The following is a 16842-nucleotide window of genomic DNA, read 5'->3' on the forward strand; positions in this document are numbered from 1 at the left end:
ACATAAGCTTTGAATAAGTAAAATCATCAACGCTAGTAAATAGTTTAATAAGACTATTTATATCTATTTTCAAAACACATTTTTTAGTCACGTTAACTTGTCACTAAAGTATTTAGTTTCTGCATTAGTTGATCCCAATCTTTCTGATTTGGAATTGTATTGATAAGGAGATAATCTTTCTCCAATTCATAATCAAAAATATATGGTCGGTAATTCGTGACTATTAAATCTGTTTTATTAGATTTTAAGCGCTCCTCTGTCAACTCTGGTAAGGATAAAAAATTTAGCTGATAGCTTTCGCCTAACAAACGTTGTGCTTGAAGACGAATACTTTGAACCACCATTGAATCACCCTCCAATAAAAATAAAATATTTTGACGAGGTTGATGAGAATGAATTAAAAGTTCACTAAACAAAGTAAATCCAACAGCTAATTCTTCAAGTGCTGTAGCAGATAATTTTAATGTCTCCTGATGTTTTTTCAAGAACGCCACGTTCTTTTCATAGGATGATTGTTGCATGGCAATATGTTTCACTTCTATTTGCTGTTTATTCCATATTGGCCAAAGGACGTTGCTTAATTGCCATGCAACAAAATAAGACCTCGTAAAGGTTATTAACAAAGGACGATCCCATTGACTAAAGGATTCATTTGAAAAGTAATCAGTGACTATTTCAGTAGTTTGAGGCCATTGATCAAATCGCAGCAAAAAACACTGCTCGTATTCCAAGCAACTTGTAGTGCGTTTTGACACAATCATTAAATAGAGCCAGACTAACTCTTCTTTCGGCAGGAGAATTCCGTATTCTCTATCAATGATCGGGATCAGTGACTCGAATAACTGGAAATCTTCATCCTGATAAACGAGTCTCTTAGCCCATTCGGGAACCTTAATCAACTGTTCTTGTTTTACTCTTACCATTGTCAAGTAAAGTAATGAATAGAAGGCAGCAATTGAAATTCCTGTTCCTATTTTATAAGTTTTCAGCTCTACTGAAAGTTCTTTTAAAATGATTGCGTGTAGGTCATCTGGAGGACGAACAGTCTGAAGTGCTTGTTCGCCGCCATAATAAAAGTCAAAGAAAAATTTTCTAATGTTAGACTCCTCTCCAATAAATTTTACAGGTTTAAAGCTTAGACTAAGACCGTATTCTTCCAATGTTGGCTGTGTCTTTTTCAAAAAACGTCTTAGGGTAGTTTCTGCATAATTGTACTGATGTGCGAGTTCATCGAGGTCAGCAAAATCACCATAAAAAATTCTTTCCAATATTTCATAAAGTGCATCTTGATCTAACAGTTCTTCTTTTTTCTCTTGGTACATCAGACGATCGATTTCAACAAAACGAAATCCAGTATTATTTGAATAAATAGCAACACTATCACCAAAGTGTTCTTTTATTAAATGAATATCTTTGACTAGTGTACGTTGAGAGATTGCCAATCTATCTGCTAGCGTAATAGTTGTAAAAGTCTCTTCTTGTTCTATAATAGTTAAAATTCGCATCCATCTTCTAATCATAGGACTTGTAATAAAGGCAATTTGAAGTTCACGCATCATATTCCTCGCTTTATTTGTAATCATTTTCTATCTTTCCATCTACTAACTAGTACTTAAATAGATTCCTAATACTTGCTTCAGTAACGCTTTGTTCATAAGTATCATTCGTTTTACTAGCATTCATTTAGGTTTAAGAACCTAGGGACTCTGGTAAGTTTTATGAACTTTCTATCACTTGAACGATGAATTCCTATCCAACACTGATCATTTTAGAAACATACCTTGATTGTAGACTTCACCACAAAGAGATCTGTTAGGCGATCAGAAAAATATCATAGGCCTTCAACGAAACAAAGAAAGACACCTATACTAATATCTGTCAGAATAATTTATGTGCTCCAATAAAAAAGGGAGGAATCATTGATTTATCGTTATTGAATGACGTGTAGATGATTTATCAAAATGCACGAAAATGCTATTTTGATTCTCTATTTATTACTTGCCCAAACTTAAACGAACGGAAGCATGGATAGTAGTTATCAACTCCATCGCGGACCTTTTCACTTGATTTTTTCCTATATAACCCAAAGAAACAATCATTTTCACGAGAGCAATCAATTAGATGGTACCGAACTTAACTCCCAGGTTAATGTCGTTTTATAACTTGCAGCATCAGGATTTGCACCCTTAGGAACCTCTAAAACCACACTTCGACCAGCACTTTCAAAATCACCAAATCGGTAAATCCATGTTCCCATCCCTTCAGCTTCTTGAGCTTTTAAAATCGTGCGTTTAGCTCCACCAGGAATTAGTGTGATAGGTGTCGTTTGCTGCAACCCAGGTTCGATGCCATCTTGTACTGAAATTAATTGTTGATTCTGGAATATAAAGCTTGCCCCTGTTAACTCCGATCCTGTTTCAGCGCTATAGAATTGCTCGTTTTGACTCACAGATAGCGCCCACCCCCCACGAATATTTGCTGGACGGCGATCGCTGACTTGAACGTAATTTGGTCGAATCTCCTCTTCAATGAACATTCCATCAACTGATAATAATCTTTGCGGCTTAGCGTAATATCTTTTCTCTTGCGCGGAAATTGCAAAAGAGCCAAAATAAAAATTGGATGCAAAATCAATACTCAACAATCCTTGGTTTTCAGGAAGAGCTGGTGGATTTTCAGGATTTACTTCTTTATCTGGAGCAAGTGGATCTAACGGAGAAACACGATCATTTTCTTTTATATAGACGAATCTGATACATTTGGGAGAGTCTCTTTGAATTTTTAAAGTAAGAGATTGTACATCTTCTAAGATTTCCTCATCATTTTGAATATATAAGAGTTCATAGCCTTCGAAAGATTCTGCAGAAAATTCTTTGTATTGATCTACGGGAATTTCAACGGTTTCTTCTTTAAAAACGCTCGTTCCTGGTTCGGAGACGTGCATCACTTTGACTTCATTTTTTGCTCTAGTAAAGTAATAAACAATTGTCTTTTCTTCATCTGAAAATGTGTAATATCCGTTTTCGTCAATCAGCGAAGAGGAGTCTTCACTAATTCCTACAAAATCATAGCCATTAAGAAATGGTTCATCACTCTCTTTACTTTTAGGATCGATGAAAGTGGAATCACCCAACTTGCCCGTAAAGGATTCCCCAGGCAAAATATTCTCCTGTGTATCAATATCTTTGTATTCAACGTTGACCGATCCCTCTCCAACAATATATTTAAAGTACTCGACCTCTATCTGTTGTAGATTGCTCTGGGCGCCTGTTGCTGCTGAAATAATAAAGGACAAAGCAGTAACGTTTCCGCTAGATAGCCATTCACTAACGTCATGGTGCCAAACCTGTCCATTGTACTCAATCGACAAAATCGCATCATACTCCCCAGGATTGTAGGTCATTTTAAACTCTCTAAATAAATTATTATTATTTCTTAAAATCGCTTTCGCTGCTGAACTATCGTTATTGTTACTTACATGACTAGTCAACATTCCATCGTCTCTGGTATAAATGAATGACCCATGTGGATTGTGGGTAACCAAAGGCCAAACACCAGTGGATCGAAACTCGTCTAAATCTGCAGTGGCAGATTCAGAATTTACACGATTGTGATAAGTATCTAATTTAAATCCCCAAGCGTTTTGCAGTCCTGCTATGCCCATCCCTTGTCCAGACTGACCTAACGTATCAAGTTCAGATTGATGGAAGCCAAAACCTATTCCATCACCGCCATCACTTCCGCTCAAAGAGCTCCCCGATGCTCCTTGCCCTCCATTTCCATTCCCAATATTGACACGACCTTTAAACTCAAAAGGATGCATATTACTCAATTTTTCTTTAAGTAAAACACTACCGTTTTGATTACTCCTATCCTCGGTTAGTGTGACGATTCCAGATTGGTCATTGTAATTTGCCGAACCGCTCAAATGAAAATGATCCAAAAAATTGGTCCGATCCCCTTCAATAAATTCATATTCCGTAGCTGCTGCCACATACTCAAAGCGATCAAGTCGAATTTGCTGGAGGTTGACTGACCCACCTGTCGCAGCAGAAATGATAAAAGATAAGTTTTCTGTGTCTATCCACTGAGAGACATCGACTCGCCATACTCTTCCTTCATAGCTAACGCTAAGTATTTTATTATCGACACCGGGATTGTAAACTAACGAGAAATTTCGAAAAGAATTATTACTGGGATTTGTTGTGACGCGAGGAGGCGCTTCATTCCCTTGATAGTTTCGCAGAATGCCTGAGCTTGAGTCTGTATAAACAAATGCACCAAATGCAGAGTTTGAAGTTCCATCTATTGACGAGGGATCCGCTTCAGTTAGCGCTGTTGCGCTACTGTTTCTATACGTATCAATTTTAAAGCCAAAGGAAGAAGCTAATCCTGCAAGTCCCATGCCCTGACCTGTTTCACCTACAGCATCCAAGTCATCCGCATGAAAACCAAAGCCGACCCCATCGCCACCTCTACTCGAACCTAAACCAGTATTACTTAAACGGCCAGTGTTAATCGAGCCAGTGATTCGCATGGGATAACCAGAGAGCATTTTTTCTTTTAGAGTTATCGCACCAGCTTGATTGGTTACTTCTTCCGTGAGTGTCACTTGGCCAAAACCCTCATTCTTTGCGTTGCCAATAAAATGAAAATAGTCTTGCAGATTGTTCACATCTACGATAACTTTTCTATTCTCGTTTAATGGTGTGCCCTCAAAAACTTCATTGAATAGATCAAGATGTTCACTGTATGCCTCATAATCAATACCCGTTTCTACACTTTCTTGTCCAGCGATTCCATCTTCATCAGGAAAAATACCCTTGTTTTCCTCTGATTCTGTGTCCCTCACATCATTTGTAGGTTGCTCTTCTTCTATTTCAAGAACAAGTATTTTTTCTAATACAGACACTTGATAATCCCCTGGAACTTCGAAAAGTAAAGGGATGTCAAATGTACCTTGAGGACGAACGGATTCAATTAGCCACCGACCTAGTTGTGCTTCTTGTTTTATAGAAATTCCCTCTGGTAATTTTTCTTCAACAACCTGTGCCTCTTCTGGCAAAGTAATAGGAACAGATAGATACTCACTGTTTGAAAAGATTTTTACGATTATCGGTTCTGATACTTTTCCTTTAAGATAAGTATCAGAAAAATGAAAGGTTTCATCTTTTAATTCATCCTCTTCTGTTGGCTGCAAGATAGAAGGAAATTCATTAGTTTCAGACACATCATCGAAATCAGTAAGCGTTTCTGCATAAGCCATGTTCAATGGTACAGAGAATGATTGTGCAATCATTTTGAAAGCGATAATATAAATTACCACTTTCCTAGATAATTTATTCATCTGACCTCACGCCTCCTGACTTTCTTTTGAGCTGTTTCTTATAGAATTCGTATATGATCATCCCCAATAACGCAAAAAATAAAACAAGTGATCCTATCATCCACCAGTTTGTGCTTGCGTCAATCGTGACATCTGTGCGGTTATAACTTCGCGCTTTTTCAGAATCAATCGTAAATTTTTGTTCCCATGACCACGTCTCCCCTTTAGAAGTTGCTGTCAGTTTCAAAAGATAATTACCTGCTTCAAAACGATCGCCTCCCAAAGGAATTGGAAAATGAAAGTGGGAATTAGGTGCCATCTGCATTTGCTCGTCACTTGCCTCATAAAGAATTTCTGATTCACCTTCGCGCTGAACACTCGCTTTAATGGCTAATCGATTCACAAAAGTTGGCGTCACATTTTGAATCGTCGCGCTGATTACATTGCGAAAGTTCAATTGATCTGGGAAAACATCTAAGAGCTCTAAATCTGGTTTTACAGAATCTCGAGTAGTGCTGACCACAACTCCTATGACATACGCAAATTCATTTTTTACTGCAACCCCCTCTTGCTTACTAACCGTTTCTTCTGTCTCTTCCTTCACTTCACTAATACGCAGCCCACCTGCTAGAAATCCATCAAAGAAAGAGTCTGGCATTTGAAGCGATAAGTTCACTGTTTTTGTTTCATTTCCACTGAGCTCGACTACATCTGGTGATTCAATCAATTCATCAAGAGAATATAGTAATGTTGGATCCGGGTCTTCTGCCTTTTTTCCATACTCCACGGAACCATGCACATTGGTGTAAGCAGTATGAGGGGTGATTCGTACTTGAATGGTTTCTTCACTCCCGTTATGAAGCTTTAAGGATAATTTCTCTTTTGAACCTGGTGCTAGATTCAGATCAAAGTAACTATTTGTGCTGTCCACTTGGCTAGCAGGTAATTCCGGTACAACATGAAAATTCAGGCTACTTTCCTCAGCTTGGACCAATGCTGGAAACAAGAAAATCGAAAGAAGAAAAAAAACCTTATATTTAAGGGACAAATGCTGTAAATAAGTAGATATATGAGTATGGTTCAAATGAATCATCCTTTCTAAAAAAAACAACGCTACACATTCATGCAACGCTGTAGAGAATTTTTCATAAAGTTTTCTGGTGCCTGCTCTTACTACATATTATTTTCTCCATCACCAACATCGCCGTCAGGAGTTGTTGTCAAGTCCCATAACAGTGTTGCCTTATATGTGGTCGCATCTTTAGCAGTAGAACCTGGAACATGCAATTTAATGGCACCATTTTCTACTACATCATTTTTAGGATCAAAATCTTCTGAGGCAAATTGATCCGTCAGTTCTTCTTGATTTCCCCAGACAACTGAAGAAACCCCAGCACCTTGACCTTTTAACGCTCTCATCACTGAATGAGCAGCTCCATTTGTGAGTAGTTCTAAATTATCTTCATGAGCGCTAGGTGAATTTAAACTATTGCTTCCTTCGTACCTGATCTGAGAACCAACAAACTCTATCCAAGCTCCCGTCAAAATATTGTTTTGTGTTTGTGACTCAAAATTACTTAAACTAACTTCTAGATCCCAACCGGCATTTGTTCCTCGTAGATCGTGAACCTGAGCAAAACTGACATAAGGTACTTTATTGTCGTCACCTGTTGTTCCAGATTTTTGCTGCATTTCTGCAACCATGTTATATTCTCTATCTTGATTAGATATTACTTGTGTACCGAAATTCATCGTTGCTACTTTCATGATAGACAATTCTCCAGTGGTTCCAGGAATTTCGGGTTCAATCTCCACATCTGGATTAGGCTCTGGATTCACCACCTCTAGCTCTCCATCCTCTTCACCCGCCGGACGAAACTCAACTTGTCCATTCGAGGTTACATCTCGAACTTCTTGTGAAAAAGCTTTGGTCGCACTACCGGCTAAAATAGTGGTAGATAATACGGCAATTGACGCTAAACGAATAAATTTCATATTTCATTCCTACTTTCTTTTAATTCATATATGTTTTCAGAGCTTTCCCCCACCAACAAACGACAACCATAAGTAAACTTAATCCAATTGATTTCCACCAGGTATTTGTGATCATATTTGTTTGTGGAAAAGTTCTTCCAAAACCCGAACTGCCATCTGAAGGTGGCTTGACAACGTGAACTGGCGGCTTAGGCTCTGGCGCGCCAATGGGTTCATATGTACCGATGAAACTAATCATGCCTTCAGTTTTCACTTCTTGCGTTTGTGTGCCATAAACAATAGTTGGAAAATGGATGAAAACTACTATGCAAAAGACCAACATTCCCCCACCTAATTTTGTTTTCATTCACCACCCTCCTTTAGTGAAAATTAGTCATCAATTTAGAAGATTCATTGTATTTTTCTTTTATAAAAGCTGGATCACTTCTAACAGATATTTGTGAAAAATAAATCTTTCATCCTACCTTTTAAAACTAGTGATTCAACTTTTCGAAAAAAAAAAACGGTGCGTTCTGTTTGCTTCTTGCATCTAATAGATTACAAGTGGGTACGAAAAAAGCAAAATCGAAATTTTCATAGCGCCATGCATTTTTGAGAAAAATAACAATTATTTATAAACCGTATATTCATTTATTATTTCTTTCATACTAAGTATCTGCCGAGAAAAAACAATTGTTTTTTAATATAAAGATAGACAAGATCATTTTTTTTAAAGGCACCAAATTCGAAAAAATCCCGCGCAAAAAAAAACAAAAAAAGCATCTTAAAAAAATTTTAGGTCTTGCTTTTTATAAATTATTGCTTTTCTATGTCATTCCCCTGATATAGCTATGCTATTCATAACAATACGGGGATCTCCTCTAGTTATTAAAAATCAGCAAATAAAAAAAGAACTTTTTTGCTATAATAACTGGTCCTTAGATGGAGGGGATTTCCTTCATAAACTCATCTTTTTTTCAATATTTGCATAACACGAAGTAAATATCGAATGGCAATTTTGTATCTTCTTTACTACTATATTTTTAGAAGAAGGGGTGATTAAATGAGGGTCGAAAAAGTAAAATTGACTGCTTTTATTTATAAAATGAGCTGTCTGGAATATTCATATTCTTTGATTAAAAGCGGGAATTCCCCTATCAAATTAACCACAGAAGAAGAGCATGAAATTGAATCTATCATCAATACTCGATTACATCGATCCTTGCTATCAGCCAATCGAAGACGATTTAAATTCAGCAAAGTGAAACTATCAAGAAAAAGAAAATCAGCTTATCAAAAACTAAAAAAGTTTGAGTATCTGATTGATCTTTAGCAAAGATAAATATATTCCACATAATAAGACGGATCAAAATGCTAACAATTAATTGGGTTTATCTAGTGTACTTCCATTTTCCTCAATAATTGAATGATTTTCTTGCTACTAATCAAGTCATAGAAATAGAAAGTTTTCTATTTATTCGTGGACCAGATAATAAAATTATTCTCTTCACTAAAAGATTAAAGACATGTTGCTACAGGACCTATCCATTTGTATCTGAAGGCTGCAGCAGGCATTGATCTCTTAAAATCTAGATTTTCTACCTTAAATTGAACAACTGAAAAGTGAATACAAAAAAAGACGCTGGAGTGTCGTTTGTCACTCCTCCAGCGTCTTTGTATTTTTATAATTCCTTGATAAACCGTTTCTGTTCATGACTGCTATGATAGCCATGGTTTTCATAAAACCTGTGAGCAGCATGGCGTTTAACATTCGAATTTAATCGAATGCCTTGCATTTCTCGCTGTCGGGCTTCTTCTTCAATTGCCGACAGTAGTTTCCCGCCAACGCCTTGCTTTTGCACTTGATCATCCACTACCAAACCTAGGACATTAAAAAATTGCCCAGCAGAATAAACTGTTGAATACGGCTGTGCTTCAATCATTCCAACTGCTTTACCCTTTATTTCGGCAACAAGCAAGAGATGATCCTCCTCAGCTAAGATTCTCTTTAGACCTTCGATCAATACTTCTTCTTCAATCGGATAGCCTAGTACTTTCGACAAATGAGCTAGTTCTTTATGATCAGACAATGCTGCGGCTCTAATTTTCATGATATTCTCCTGTCTTGCAGCTTTTGACTTAACTATATTTTTTGAATGCTTATTTGTCAAGAAAGCCCGTTCTACGTCGCTGATGTGAAATACCAAAAACTACATAAACTGAGATTGAAATAAGAATTAAAAGAAAATCGACAACTCGCCTTCTGACTTTCCTCCATTCGTAAAGCTCATACAGAGGAGAGATTTTGGCACACCTTGGAAGGGATGGCTTAGGCATACATTCGCTACTGGCATTCAACCTATAAAAATTTTCGTCTGTTTCGCATTAGTATTAAAAAAGGCTCGTAAATACTTTGATAAGACTTACGAACCTTTTTCACTTTTCTATGGCACAAGCGGACTCGCCGCTTCGCGTGACTTTTTCTCAGTAGTGATTACTCCACATACAATGTCACAAATTTTGCATGGTCTATTTTTTCAAGAGTGACTACATTCTTTTCCACAACAAGTGCTTCTTTTGTAGCTTCTTTTAAATCGACTGTTTCTACTACGTTCACTGGATGGTTGAATGTGATCGTCGCGTGTCCTCCCCCATCTAAAAGCCCATTGTATAGGCGAAAAATATAACCTGGACGATCTTCGGCTTTTTTCAATACACTCAGGGTCAAATTGCCATTGATCTCAAAAAGACTAAAGTTTGCCGGTAAGGTTGGTTCAACCGGTCCTAAAGTAAATATCAAGCGGGAATTCAGGAATTCTGCGGATTGATAAAGAGTGATCGGTGTTACTGCTTGTTTGGCACGCTGTGCAACATTTGCTTGATCAAATCCTTTAGCAAAGTAAGCAACAGAGAAATCAAAATGCATCTTTTTGTGGCACTGCGCAGCTGGTGTTGCAATCACTGATTCTCCTGAAGCACGCCCTGGTCGATACAGTAGATTCTCTTTCCCCATGAAGCCATAGGTTCGGAAAATCGTTAAGCGAATCGTGTCAAACGCTTTCCCCACGATCTCATATTCACGTACACCCTTGGGCATGACTGATACGCCATGGGATGCATCGAATAAACCGACAAACGATTGACAAGTTTCTATGGCGATCGGCTGCTCATTCCATTGCTCTTTATTAGCTTCCCAAAGAGCCATTTCTTTTTCAAACACAACGGGGCGCTGCAACGTACCAAACTGTTGGTCAGCCAGCGAAAATTTCGAGGCAATTCCGGTATCAAATAGCACACATACCCGATGACTATCCACTTGTTGGTTTTCAACCGTTAAGTTGAAATCAATTTGTTGCGATTGTTTTTTCAACACGATCGTCAATTGGATCGGCAGTGAAGCCGAGACCTTCTTTTCTGCACGTTCAGCTAAATCCTTCGGAACCCTCAGCGTGAATGCCACATCAATCTTTTGGTAGATTGCTGATTGCTGAATCGAGATCGTTGGTTGCGCATCAATTGATGAAATCACAAAATCTTTCACAGGTGGTGAATAATTGAATGAATCACCATCGTCGCCATTTTCTTCAATGATCCCTTGATTTTGATAAAGCACCTGATTGGTTTTATCTAGAATATCCAACGAGCCATTGCTATTGACAGTGATCTGATAGTACTCATTTTCGATCGTATTGGTTGTAATCTCCTGCAATGGTGCGCTTGTATCACCTTTTAAATCAATTGTCAGCTGGGTATACCCCATACTCGGCACGTCAGTCGTTTCTATGGCAATCTTTGCTTTATAGACTTTCTCCGGCAAATAGATCTCCTTGACTGGATCTAATATGTTCCCCTGATTCAACACATACTCCGTTTGGTCGGTAAGCTCTAAAATCGTATAAGGTAACGCCTGACCTGACTGGTCAAGGATCGCAAATTCTTTTTGCGGCAAATAAACCTCTGCTTCGATCACCCCATTACGTTTTGTGTCATAGGTATTGAAAAGCGTAAAAGTAATTTCTTTTGCTTGTGGGTTGTTGATTGCAATAGAAATCTGTCGTAACATCAATTCGACAATATTCATAGAAATATCTCGCGCTTGCTTATAGCGCATATAGATATCTTCGTTTGTCGTATCAGAAACACAAGAACCAATCGAATCATGCGCCGCATTTTCAAACATTAACTTCCAAATCTCTATGACTGTTTCTACGGGGTACTCAAATCCTAATTGCATAGCCATAGTTAAGATAGGCTCCATGACATTGACTAAGTAATGTTGGATCTGAGTGTTCATCGCCTTCAAATCAGGACGTGAAGAAAAAATCGTTTTGTGAATTCGCATCAATTTGCCGTTGATCAGTTCACCAGCGATTTCTTCCAACTCAGGATGGCGTGCTTTGACCGCAGCAATGTATTTTTCGATCGTTGAAAATTGTAACTCATACTCATCCTGATACAGTTGATTCATTCGATCAACCAATTCTGGAAGATTTTCTCTAACTGGTGCTTGGTCGAAACCATTTGGAAAATACACTTGATCCGTTGCACTGCGTCCCCAAGTCGTTTTAAACGGTTCTTGATGTAAGAACTCTGCTAATTCTGCTTCTCGTTCAGGAATGGCACCGCCAATGTAGTACCCACTTGGGATCTGGTAAACATTGACCACAGAACCATCTTCTCCACGCCATTTGTACTCTGTGTGTTTAACATCGTCATCACTGACACCGCGCCAAAACATCGTGTCAGTGATACCAAACTCACGATAGATTTGTGGCATACTAGCTGCTTGTCCGAAAGAATCTGGCACATAGCCGACATTCATGTAGGTTCCGAATGCTTCACAAATTTTCATGCCATATAACATATTTCGAACAATGCTTTCTCCCGAGATCACTAATTGATCGGTTTGTGTGTACCATGGGCCAATGATCAATTTTCCTTGTTGGACAAGTTGTTGAATCCTTTCTTTGTCCTGTGGGCGCCATTTCAAGTAATCATCTAACAGAGAAGCCTGTCCATCTAAAATGAAACTTTCATAAGGATCATCCTTTTCTAGTTGTTCAATGACGTTTTTTAGATCGTGCATCAAATAGATTTTCGAGCGACTCGTCGTAAAATACCATTCGCGATCCCAATGACTGTGGGGTACGACATGTACTGTTTTTTTCATTCAATCATTCCTCTCCCGTGATTAAAAAAGGCACGTAACGATGGGTGTCGTTCGTGCCTATTAATTTTTCTCAATTTTTTTACCATCTGGTACGCATCATTTGATCCTTACATAAATGCTTCGAATTTTGAAAATCGTTTCTCTTCAAATACTCTTGTTTTCTTCCCCAAGTCTTGTCCTTGTCAAATACCTTAAAGCGTTCTTGAAAAATCACCTGCTCGTGCCTTTTCTTTTGCTACTATTTAGCTAATCAGCCTTGTTGCTTAATTTTCAAAGCTCACTTCAATATCATCGAGGGCAATATCTTCTGTTTGTTCTTCTTGCTTATTGAAATTCACGAATAAAGGCGCAACAAAACCGATGAAGGCTGCTCCTGCAAATAGTCCAATCAAATACGCCCAACCGTTTCCAACAGTGAAGAAGCCGTAGATTCCCCCAACTGGTGGCATTTTGTCATACATTCCTAATGCGATCCCCAAACCAGAAGCAATTGCACCTCCCAACATGTTGATCGGCACAAGCCGTAATGGATTGACTAATGTAAAAGGAATTGCTCCTTCTGTGATTCCGATGAACCCCATAATAAAGTTATTACGCCCAGCATCCAGTAGCTCTTTGTTGAATCGATTTTTGTGGAACAAAGTTGCTAAGGCATATCCAAATGGTACCGCACAAATCGCAACGTTCACGATGATGGCTGGTAAATAGACTCCTTCCGCTAGTAACACATTTCCTGCCATCCAAGCAGCTTTGTTTACAGGTCCCCCTAAGTCAGAGCCAATCATTGCCCCCATGATGACTGCCAGTAAAATTTTGTTAACGTCATTTTCAATCATGGTTCGGATCCATTCAACCAAACTAGTATTGATCCACGCCAATGGCTCAGAGAGTAAGGCGCCCATGACGATTGCTACAGACAATGTAGCAATCAAGGGTAAAATTACCAGCGGCATCACCCCAGCAAACGACTCCGGTAATTTGATATGTTCTTTCGCCCACTTCACTAAGTATCCTGCTAAGAACCCAGCAATAACTGCCCCTAAAAACCCAGCATTGGTGCTAGAAGCGACTGCACCACCGATAAAGCCGGCACCTAGCGCAGCCTTATCTCCAACAGAATACGCGATAAAACCAGCCAAGACAGTATTGATCAAGCCGATTCCTGTCCACCCTACTTGTTCAATCAAATAAAGCGCATGTTTAAAGCCTTCCGTGTCAGCATAAGGATCTAAGCTTGTGATCCCCATACCAAGAGCAATCATTTTCGGAATGGCAACAACCAGTGAAGCACCAATAATCAATGGCAGTACAAAACTAATTCCACTCATCAAGTGGCCTTTTAAATCTGCTAGAACTCTTTTCATCATCCTTGCCTCTTTCCTTTAGTTTGCGTTTCTTTGTTCAACAGCAGCTACACATTTCTTCAGCACCGCTTCCGGTGCTTTGATACACGTATTGATATTTACTCGAATTTGTGGTTTTCCTTCAAACCGTTCCATCCCAACAACTTTTTGGTCAGTCGCTAAAAGCAAGAAATCTGCTTCTTTTGCTTCGGCTGCAGTGATCTCATTGACTTGCCCTAATGAGCCTTGCTGTTCGATCTTGACCTCATAGCCAAGTTTCGCACCAGCTTTTTCTAAAGCTTTTGCCGCCATCGGTGTATGTGCCAATCCAGCTGGACAGGCGGAAATTCCTACTATTTTCATACAATTTTCTCTCCCATCATTTCCTTTTTGATCAATTCTGCTAAATAAGCTTTGTCTTCTGATTGTTGAATCTGCTGGATGAATGTCTCTTCAAGCAATGCGGTTGCTAGGCGACTCAACATTTGCAGATGCACCGTTCCTTCATCTTTTTTAGGAACCATCAAAGCAAACACATTTTTGACTGCCGAATCATCGAAGGTTTCCCATTCGATGGCTTGCTCTAAACGAATAAACAAAACGGTCGGTTCCAAAACCGGTTCAGCTTTTGCATGTGGAATAGCAAAGCCTTCTTGTAAGCCGGTTGAATATTGTGCTTCCCGTTCAATGAATGCCGCACATGTATCTGCTGCATTGGTAACGATCCCTGATTCATAGGCATGATGCGCAATTACGTGAAACAGTTCTTCTTTTGATGTAACAGCCACATTCAAGAGAATATTTTTTTCCTGAAAATCCATCTCATCTGCTCCTTTCCTTTATTATGAAACCATTAGCGTAATTCGTGTGGTTTATTTTCTGTACACGTTTAATTTACGGTTTCTAATTCACGATGTAAACACAACAAATTTCCAATTCAAGTGGCAATCATTAGTAAAGCGTTTTCCAAAATGATTGCCAACTCTTCTGGAAATTTTCGGTACTGGTGAAGCATTTCATTCTTATTCTTTCTATTGTATGATGAGAAAGAGCACGGAGGTGAAACAAGTGTCAAAACTTGCTTATCAACGATTAGATGAACTAATGGAAGTATTAACTAGACAAACGGCGCCGCTACCAATGAAGGAGTTAACGAAAAGCTTCTCGATTTCTGAGCGAACGGTTCGGACCGACATTGCAAATTTGAATGATTTGTTAACAAATGTGGGTGCCTCCATCAAGTTGATTCGAGGGCAAGGCTATTTGTTGTCTATTGGTTCAAAAGAACGATTTCATGACTGGTGGACTGAAAGTATGTCGACTACCGAGTCCTTTCTAACTACGAGTGAAGAACGACAAGCCTATCTACTTTTCCTTTTATTTAAGAATGAAAACCCTTTATCCTTAGATGATTTTCTTGATCGATTATTTATTAGTAAAAACACCTTTTACTCATACTTAAAAACGGCTCGAGACAATTTAGCGACCTATCAATTAAAAATAGTAAATCGTCCAAATATTGGCTTTGAAATCTTGGGTAACGAATTCGCCAAACGACTAGCAATCAGTGATCTGTTGATTGAAAAAGATCTCCAAGAGTATTTGGTGGGCTTTACGGAAATGGAACTTGAGTTGTTTGATACGATTGATCTGACCCGCTTGCAAGAATTGTCATTAAATCATCTGGCGCCCTTAGACTTGTTAGACTCTGACTACTATCATAAAAACATTCTTTCTCATTTTGCTTTAGCAATCAGTCGCTTTATAGCTGGCCATCAGATCAACGAATTTCCCTTGCACGTGCCCGCGCTCAAAGAAGACGCCCAGAAAGTTGTTGGTCACTTCTTAGAAGAAATCGATCATGCATTTGATATACAATTGACTGCTGGAGAAAAACAATACTTCATTTACTATCTTGCGATGAATGCACCACGTTTAGTTGAAACAGGCGATGCAAGCGAGTCTTCCACGAAAACTGCGAAAGCCATTGTGGAAGAATTATTAACTGCGATCAAACAGACGTCAAACTATGCGTTAGAGACAGACAAGATGCTAATAGAAGATTTGACATCTCATATTGAGGGCTTTATCAACATGAATCTAATGGATGCACGCCGTAGCAATCCATTGCTGGCAACGATCAGAAAATCTTTTCCACAGGCTTATGATTTATGTTTGACTCATTTAGAAACGGTAAGCCTGAAACACGGTTTTTATTTTTCTCCTGATGAGATCGGCTACATTGCTTTGCACATCGCAGGTGCTATGGAAAGGAGTTCTATCAGAAATCATCATAAACATCGCGTCATCCTTGTTTGCGGAACTGGTCGAGCCATGAGCCGTATTATTGAAGCAAAAATTATCAAGCACTATCAAGAAACGATCGAAGTCGTTGATCGCTTTTCTTACGTCGAGCTACAACAATGTGATCTTTCTTCGATTGATTTTGTGATCACAACCGTTCCATTAGAACAGTTCTCGGTTCCTTCTATTTATATCAACATGGCCAAGCTAGATAAAGAAATTGACAAAATCGAACCGTTCATTGAAACGCTCAGCGAAACAAAAGACGGCATCTATTCATTGTTTCATAAAGCATTTTTTCTTCATGAAAATCATGTAGATAAAGAAACCTTACTAAAAAAAATGGCGCAGCAATTGTACCAAAAAGATTTTGTGCCCCAAGATTTTTATGACAGTGTGAAAAAACGAGAAGCAATCAATCAGACCAATATTAACGAGTGGCTTGCTATCCCCCACCCCATGACATTGATGGCAAAACGCTCAGCCGTTTCAGTGGCGATCATTCCTGATGGCGTTGATTGGGGAAATGGTGATTTGGTTAAATTCGTCTTTCTCTTTGCGATTCAAAAAGACGAATATGAAGATACCGAAGAAATCTATAGTCTTTTATTAGAGTTGATGGATCGTGAAGATATTCAACAAGCAATCCTGCAAAAAAGTGACTATCACCACTTTTTGAGCTGTATAAAGCAATTATAAAGGCTCTTTGTCAATAAGGACTGATG

The 16842-nt window shown here is 38.7% G+C and carries 11 protein-coding genes; 1 reads left to right on the top strand and 10 read right to left on the bottom strand.

Translation table 11 applies throughout. The annotated features are described in order from the left end of the window. Window positions 1-92: 92 nt before the first annotated feature. The 10 genes from P0G38_RS13435 to P0G38_RS13480 form a co-directional block, all read right to left on the bottom strand. Window positions 93-1583, bottom strand: a complete 1491-nt coding sequence (locus P0G38_RS13435) for an AcpB/EbpR/MafR family transcriptional regulator (protein WP_153883485.1) — start codon at window positions 1581-1583, stop codon at window positions 93-95. A gap of 530 nt (window positions 1584-2113) precedes the next feature. Then, the gene (locus tag P0G38_RS13440) at window positions 2114-5347 is read right to left on the bottom strand and encodes a lectin-like domain-containing protein (protein ID WP_275851969.1); all 3234 of its coding nucleotides are present in this window, start codon (window positions 5345-5347) and stop codon (window positions 2114-2116) included. After that, window positions 5340-6419, bottom strand: coding sequence for a WxLIP family cell surface protein (locus P0G38_RS13445; protein WP_275855266.1), 1080 nt, complete (start codon window positions 6417-6419; stop codon window positions 5340-5342). Before P0G38_RS13445 ends, P0G38_RS13440 begins: the two co-directional genes overlap by 8 nt. A gap of 80 nt (window positions 6420-6499) precedes the next feature. Then, the gene (locus P0G38_RS13450; protein WP_275851973.1) at window positions 6500-7321 is read right to left on the bottom strand and encodes a WxL domain-containing protein; all 822 of its coding nucleotides are present in this window, start codon (window positions 7319-7321) and stop codon (window positions 6500-6502) included. A gap of 19 nt (window positions 7322-7340) precedes the next feature. Continuing rightward, window positions 7341-7667 carry a hypothetical protein gene (locus tag P0G38_RS13455; protein WP_275851976.1) on the bottom strand — a complete coding sequence of 109 codons (327 nt, stop codon included), beginning with the start codon at window positions 7665-7667 and terminating at the stop codon, window positions 7341-7343. A gap of 1315 nt (window positions 7668-8982) precedes the next feature. Then, complete coding sequence (locus tag P0G38_RS13460) at window positions 8983-9411, bottom strand: GNAT family N-acetyltransferase (protein ID WP_275851979.1); 429 nt, start codon at window positions 9409-9411, stop codon at window positions 8983-8985. Between the two features lie 383 nt (window positions 9412-9794). Continuing rightward, entirely contained in the window at window positions 9795-12470 is a 2676-nt protein-coding gene (gene mngB / locus P0G38_RS13465; protein WP_275851983.1) for a mannosylglycerate hydrolase, read from the bottom strand. Between the two features lie 263 nt (window positions 12471-12733). Beyond that, a complete protein-coding gene (locus tag P0G38_RS13470) occupies window positions 12734-13834 on the bottom strand; it encodes a PTS fructose transporter subunit IIC (protein WP_015509121.1) in 1101 nt (366 codons plus the stop codon). A gap of 18 nt (window positions 13835-13852) precedes the next feature. Beyond that, window positions 13853-14176 carry a PTS fructose transporter subunit IIB gene (locus P0G38_RS13475; protein ID WP_005237427.1) on the bottom strand — a complete coding sequence of 108 codons (324 nt, stop codon included), beginning with the start codon at window positions 14174-14176 and terminating at the stop codon, window positions 13853-13855. Continuing rightward, window positions 14173-14634 carry a PTS sugar transporter subunit IIA gene (locus P0G38_RS13480; protein WP_086294620.1) on the bottom strand — a complete coding sequence of 154 codons (462 nt, stop codon included), beginning with the start codon at window positions 14632-14634 and terminating at the stop codon, window positions 14173-14175. The genes P0G38_RS13475 and P0G38_RS13480 overlap by 4 nt, the downstream gene beginning before the upstream one ends. A 247-nt stretch (window positions 14635-14881) precedes the next feature. Here P0G38_RS13480 and P0G38_RS13485 point away from each other — a divergent pair, with 247 nt between their 5' ends. Next, window positions 14882-16816, top strand: coding sequence for a BglG family transcription antiterminator (locus P0G38_RS13485; protein WP_275851996.1), 1935 nt, complete (start codon window positions 14882-14884; stop codon window positions 16814-16816). The last annotated feature ends 26 nt before the right edge of the window (window positions 16817-16842 follow it).

The organism is Enterococcus casseliflavus, assembly GCF_029215545.1.
GTDB classification, from domain to species: Bacteria; Bacillota; Bacilli; order Lactobacillales; family Enterococcaceae; genus Enterococcus_D; species Enterococcus_D casseliflavus.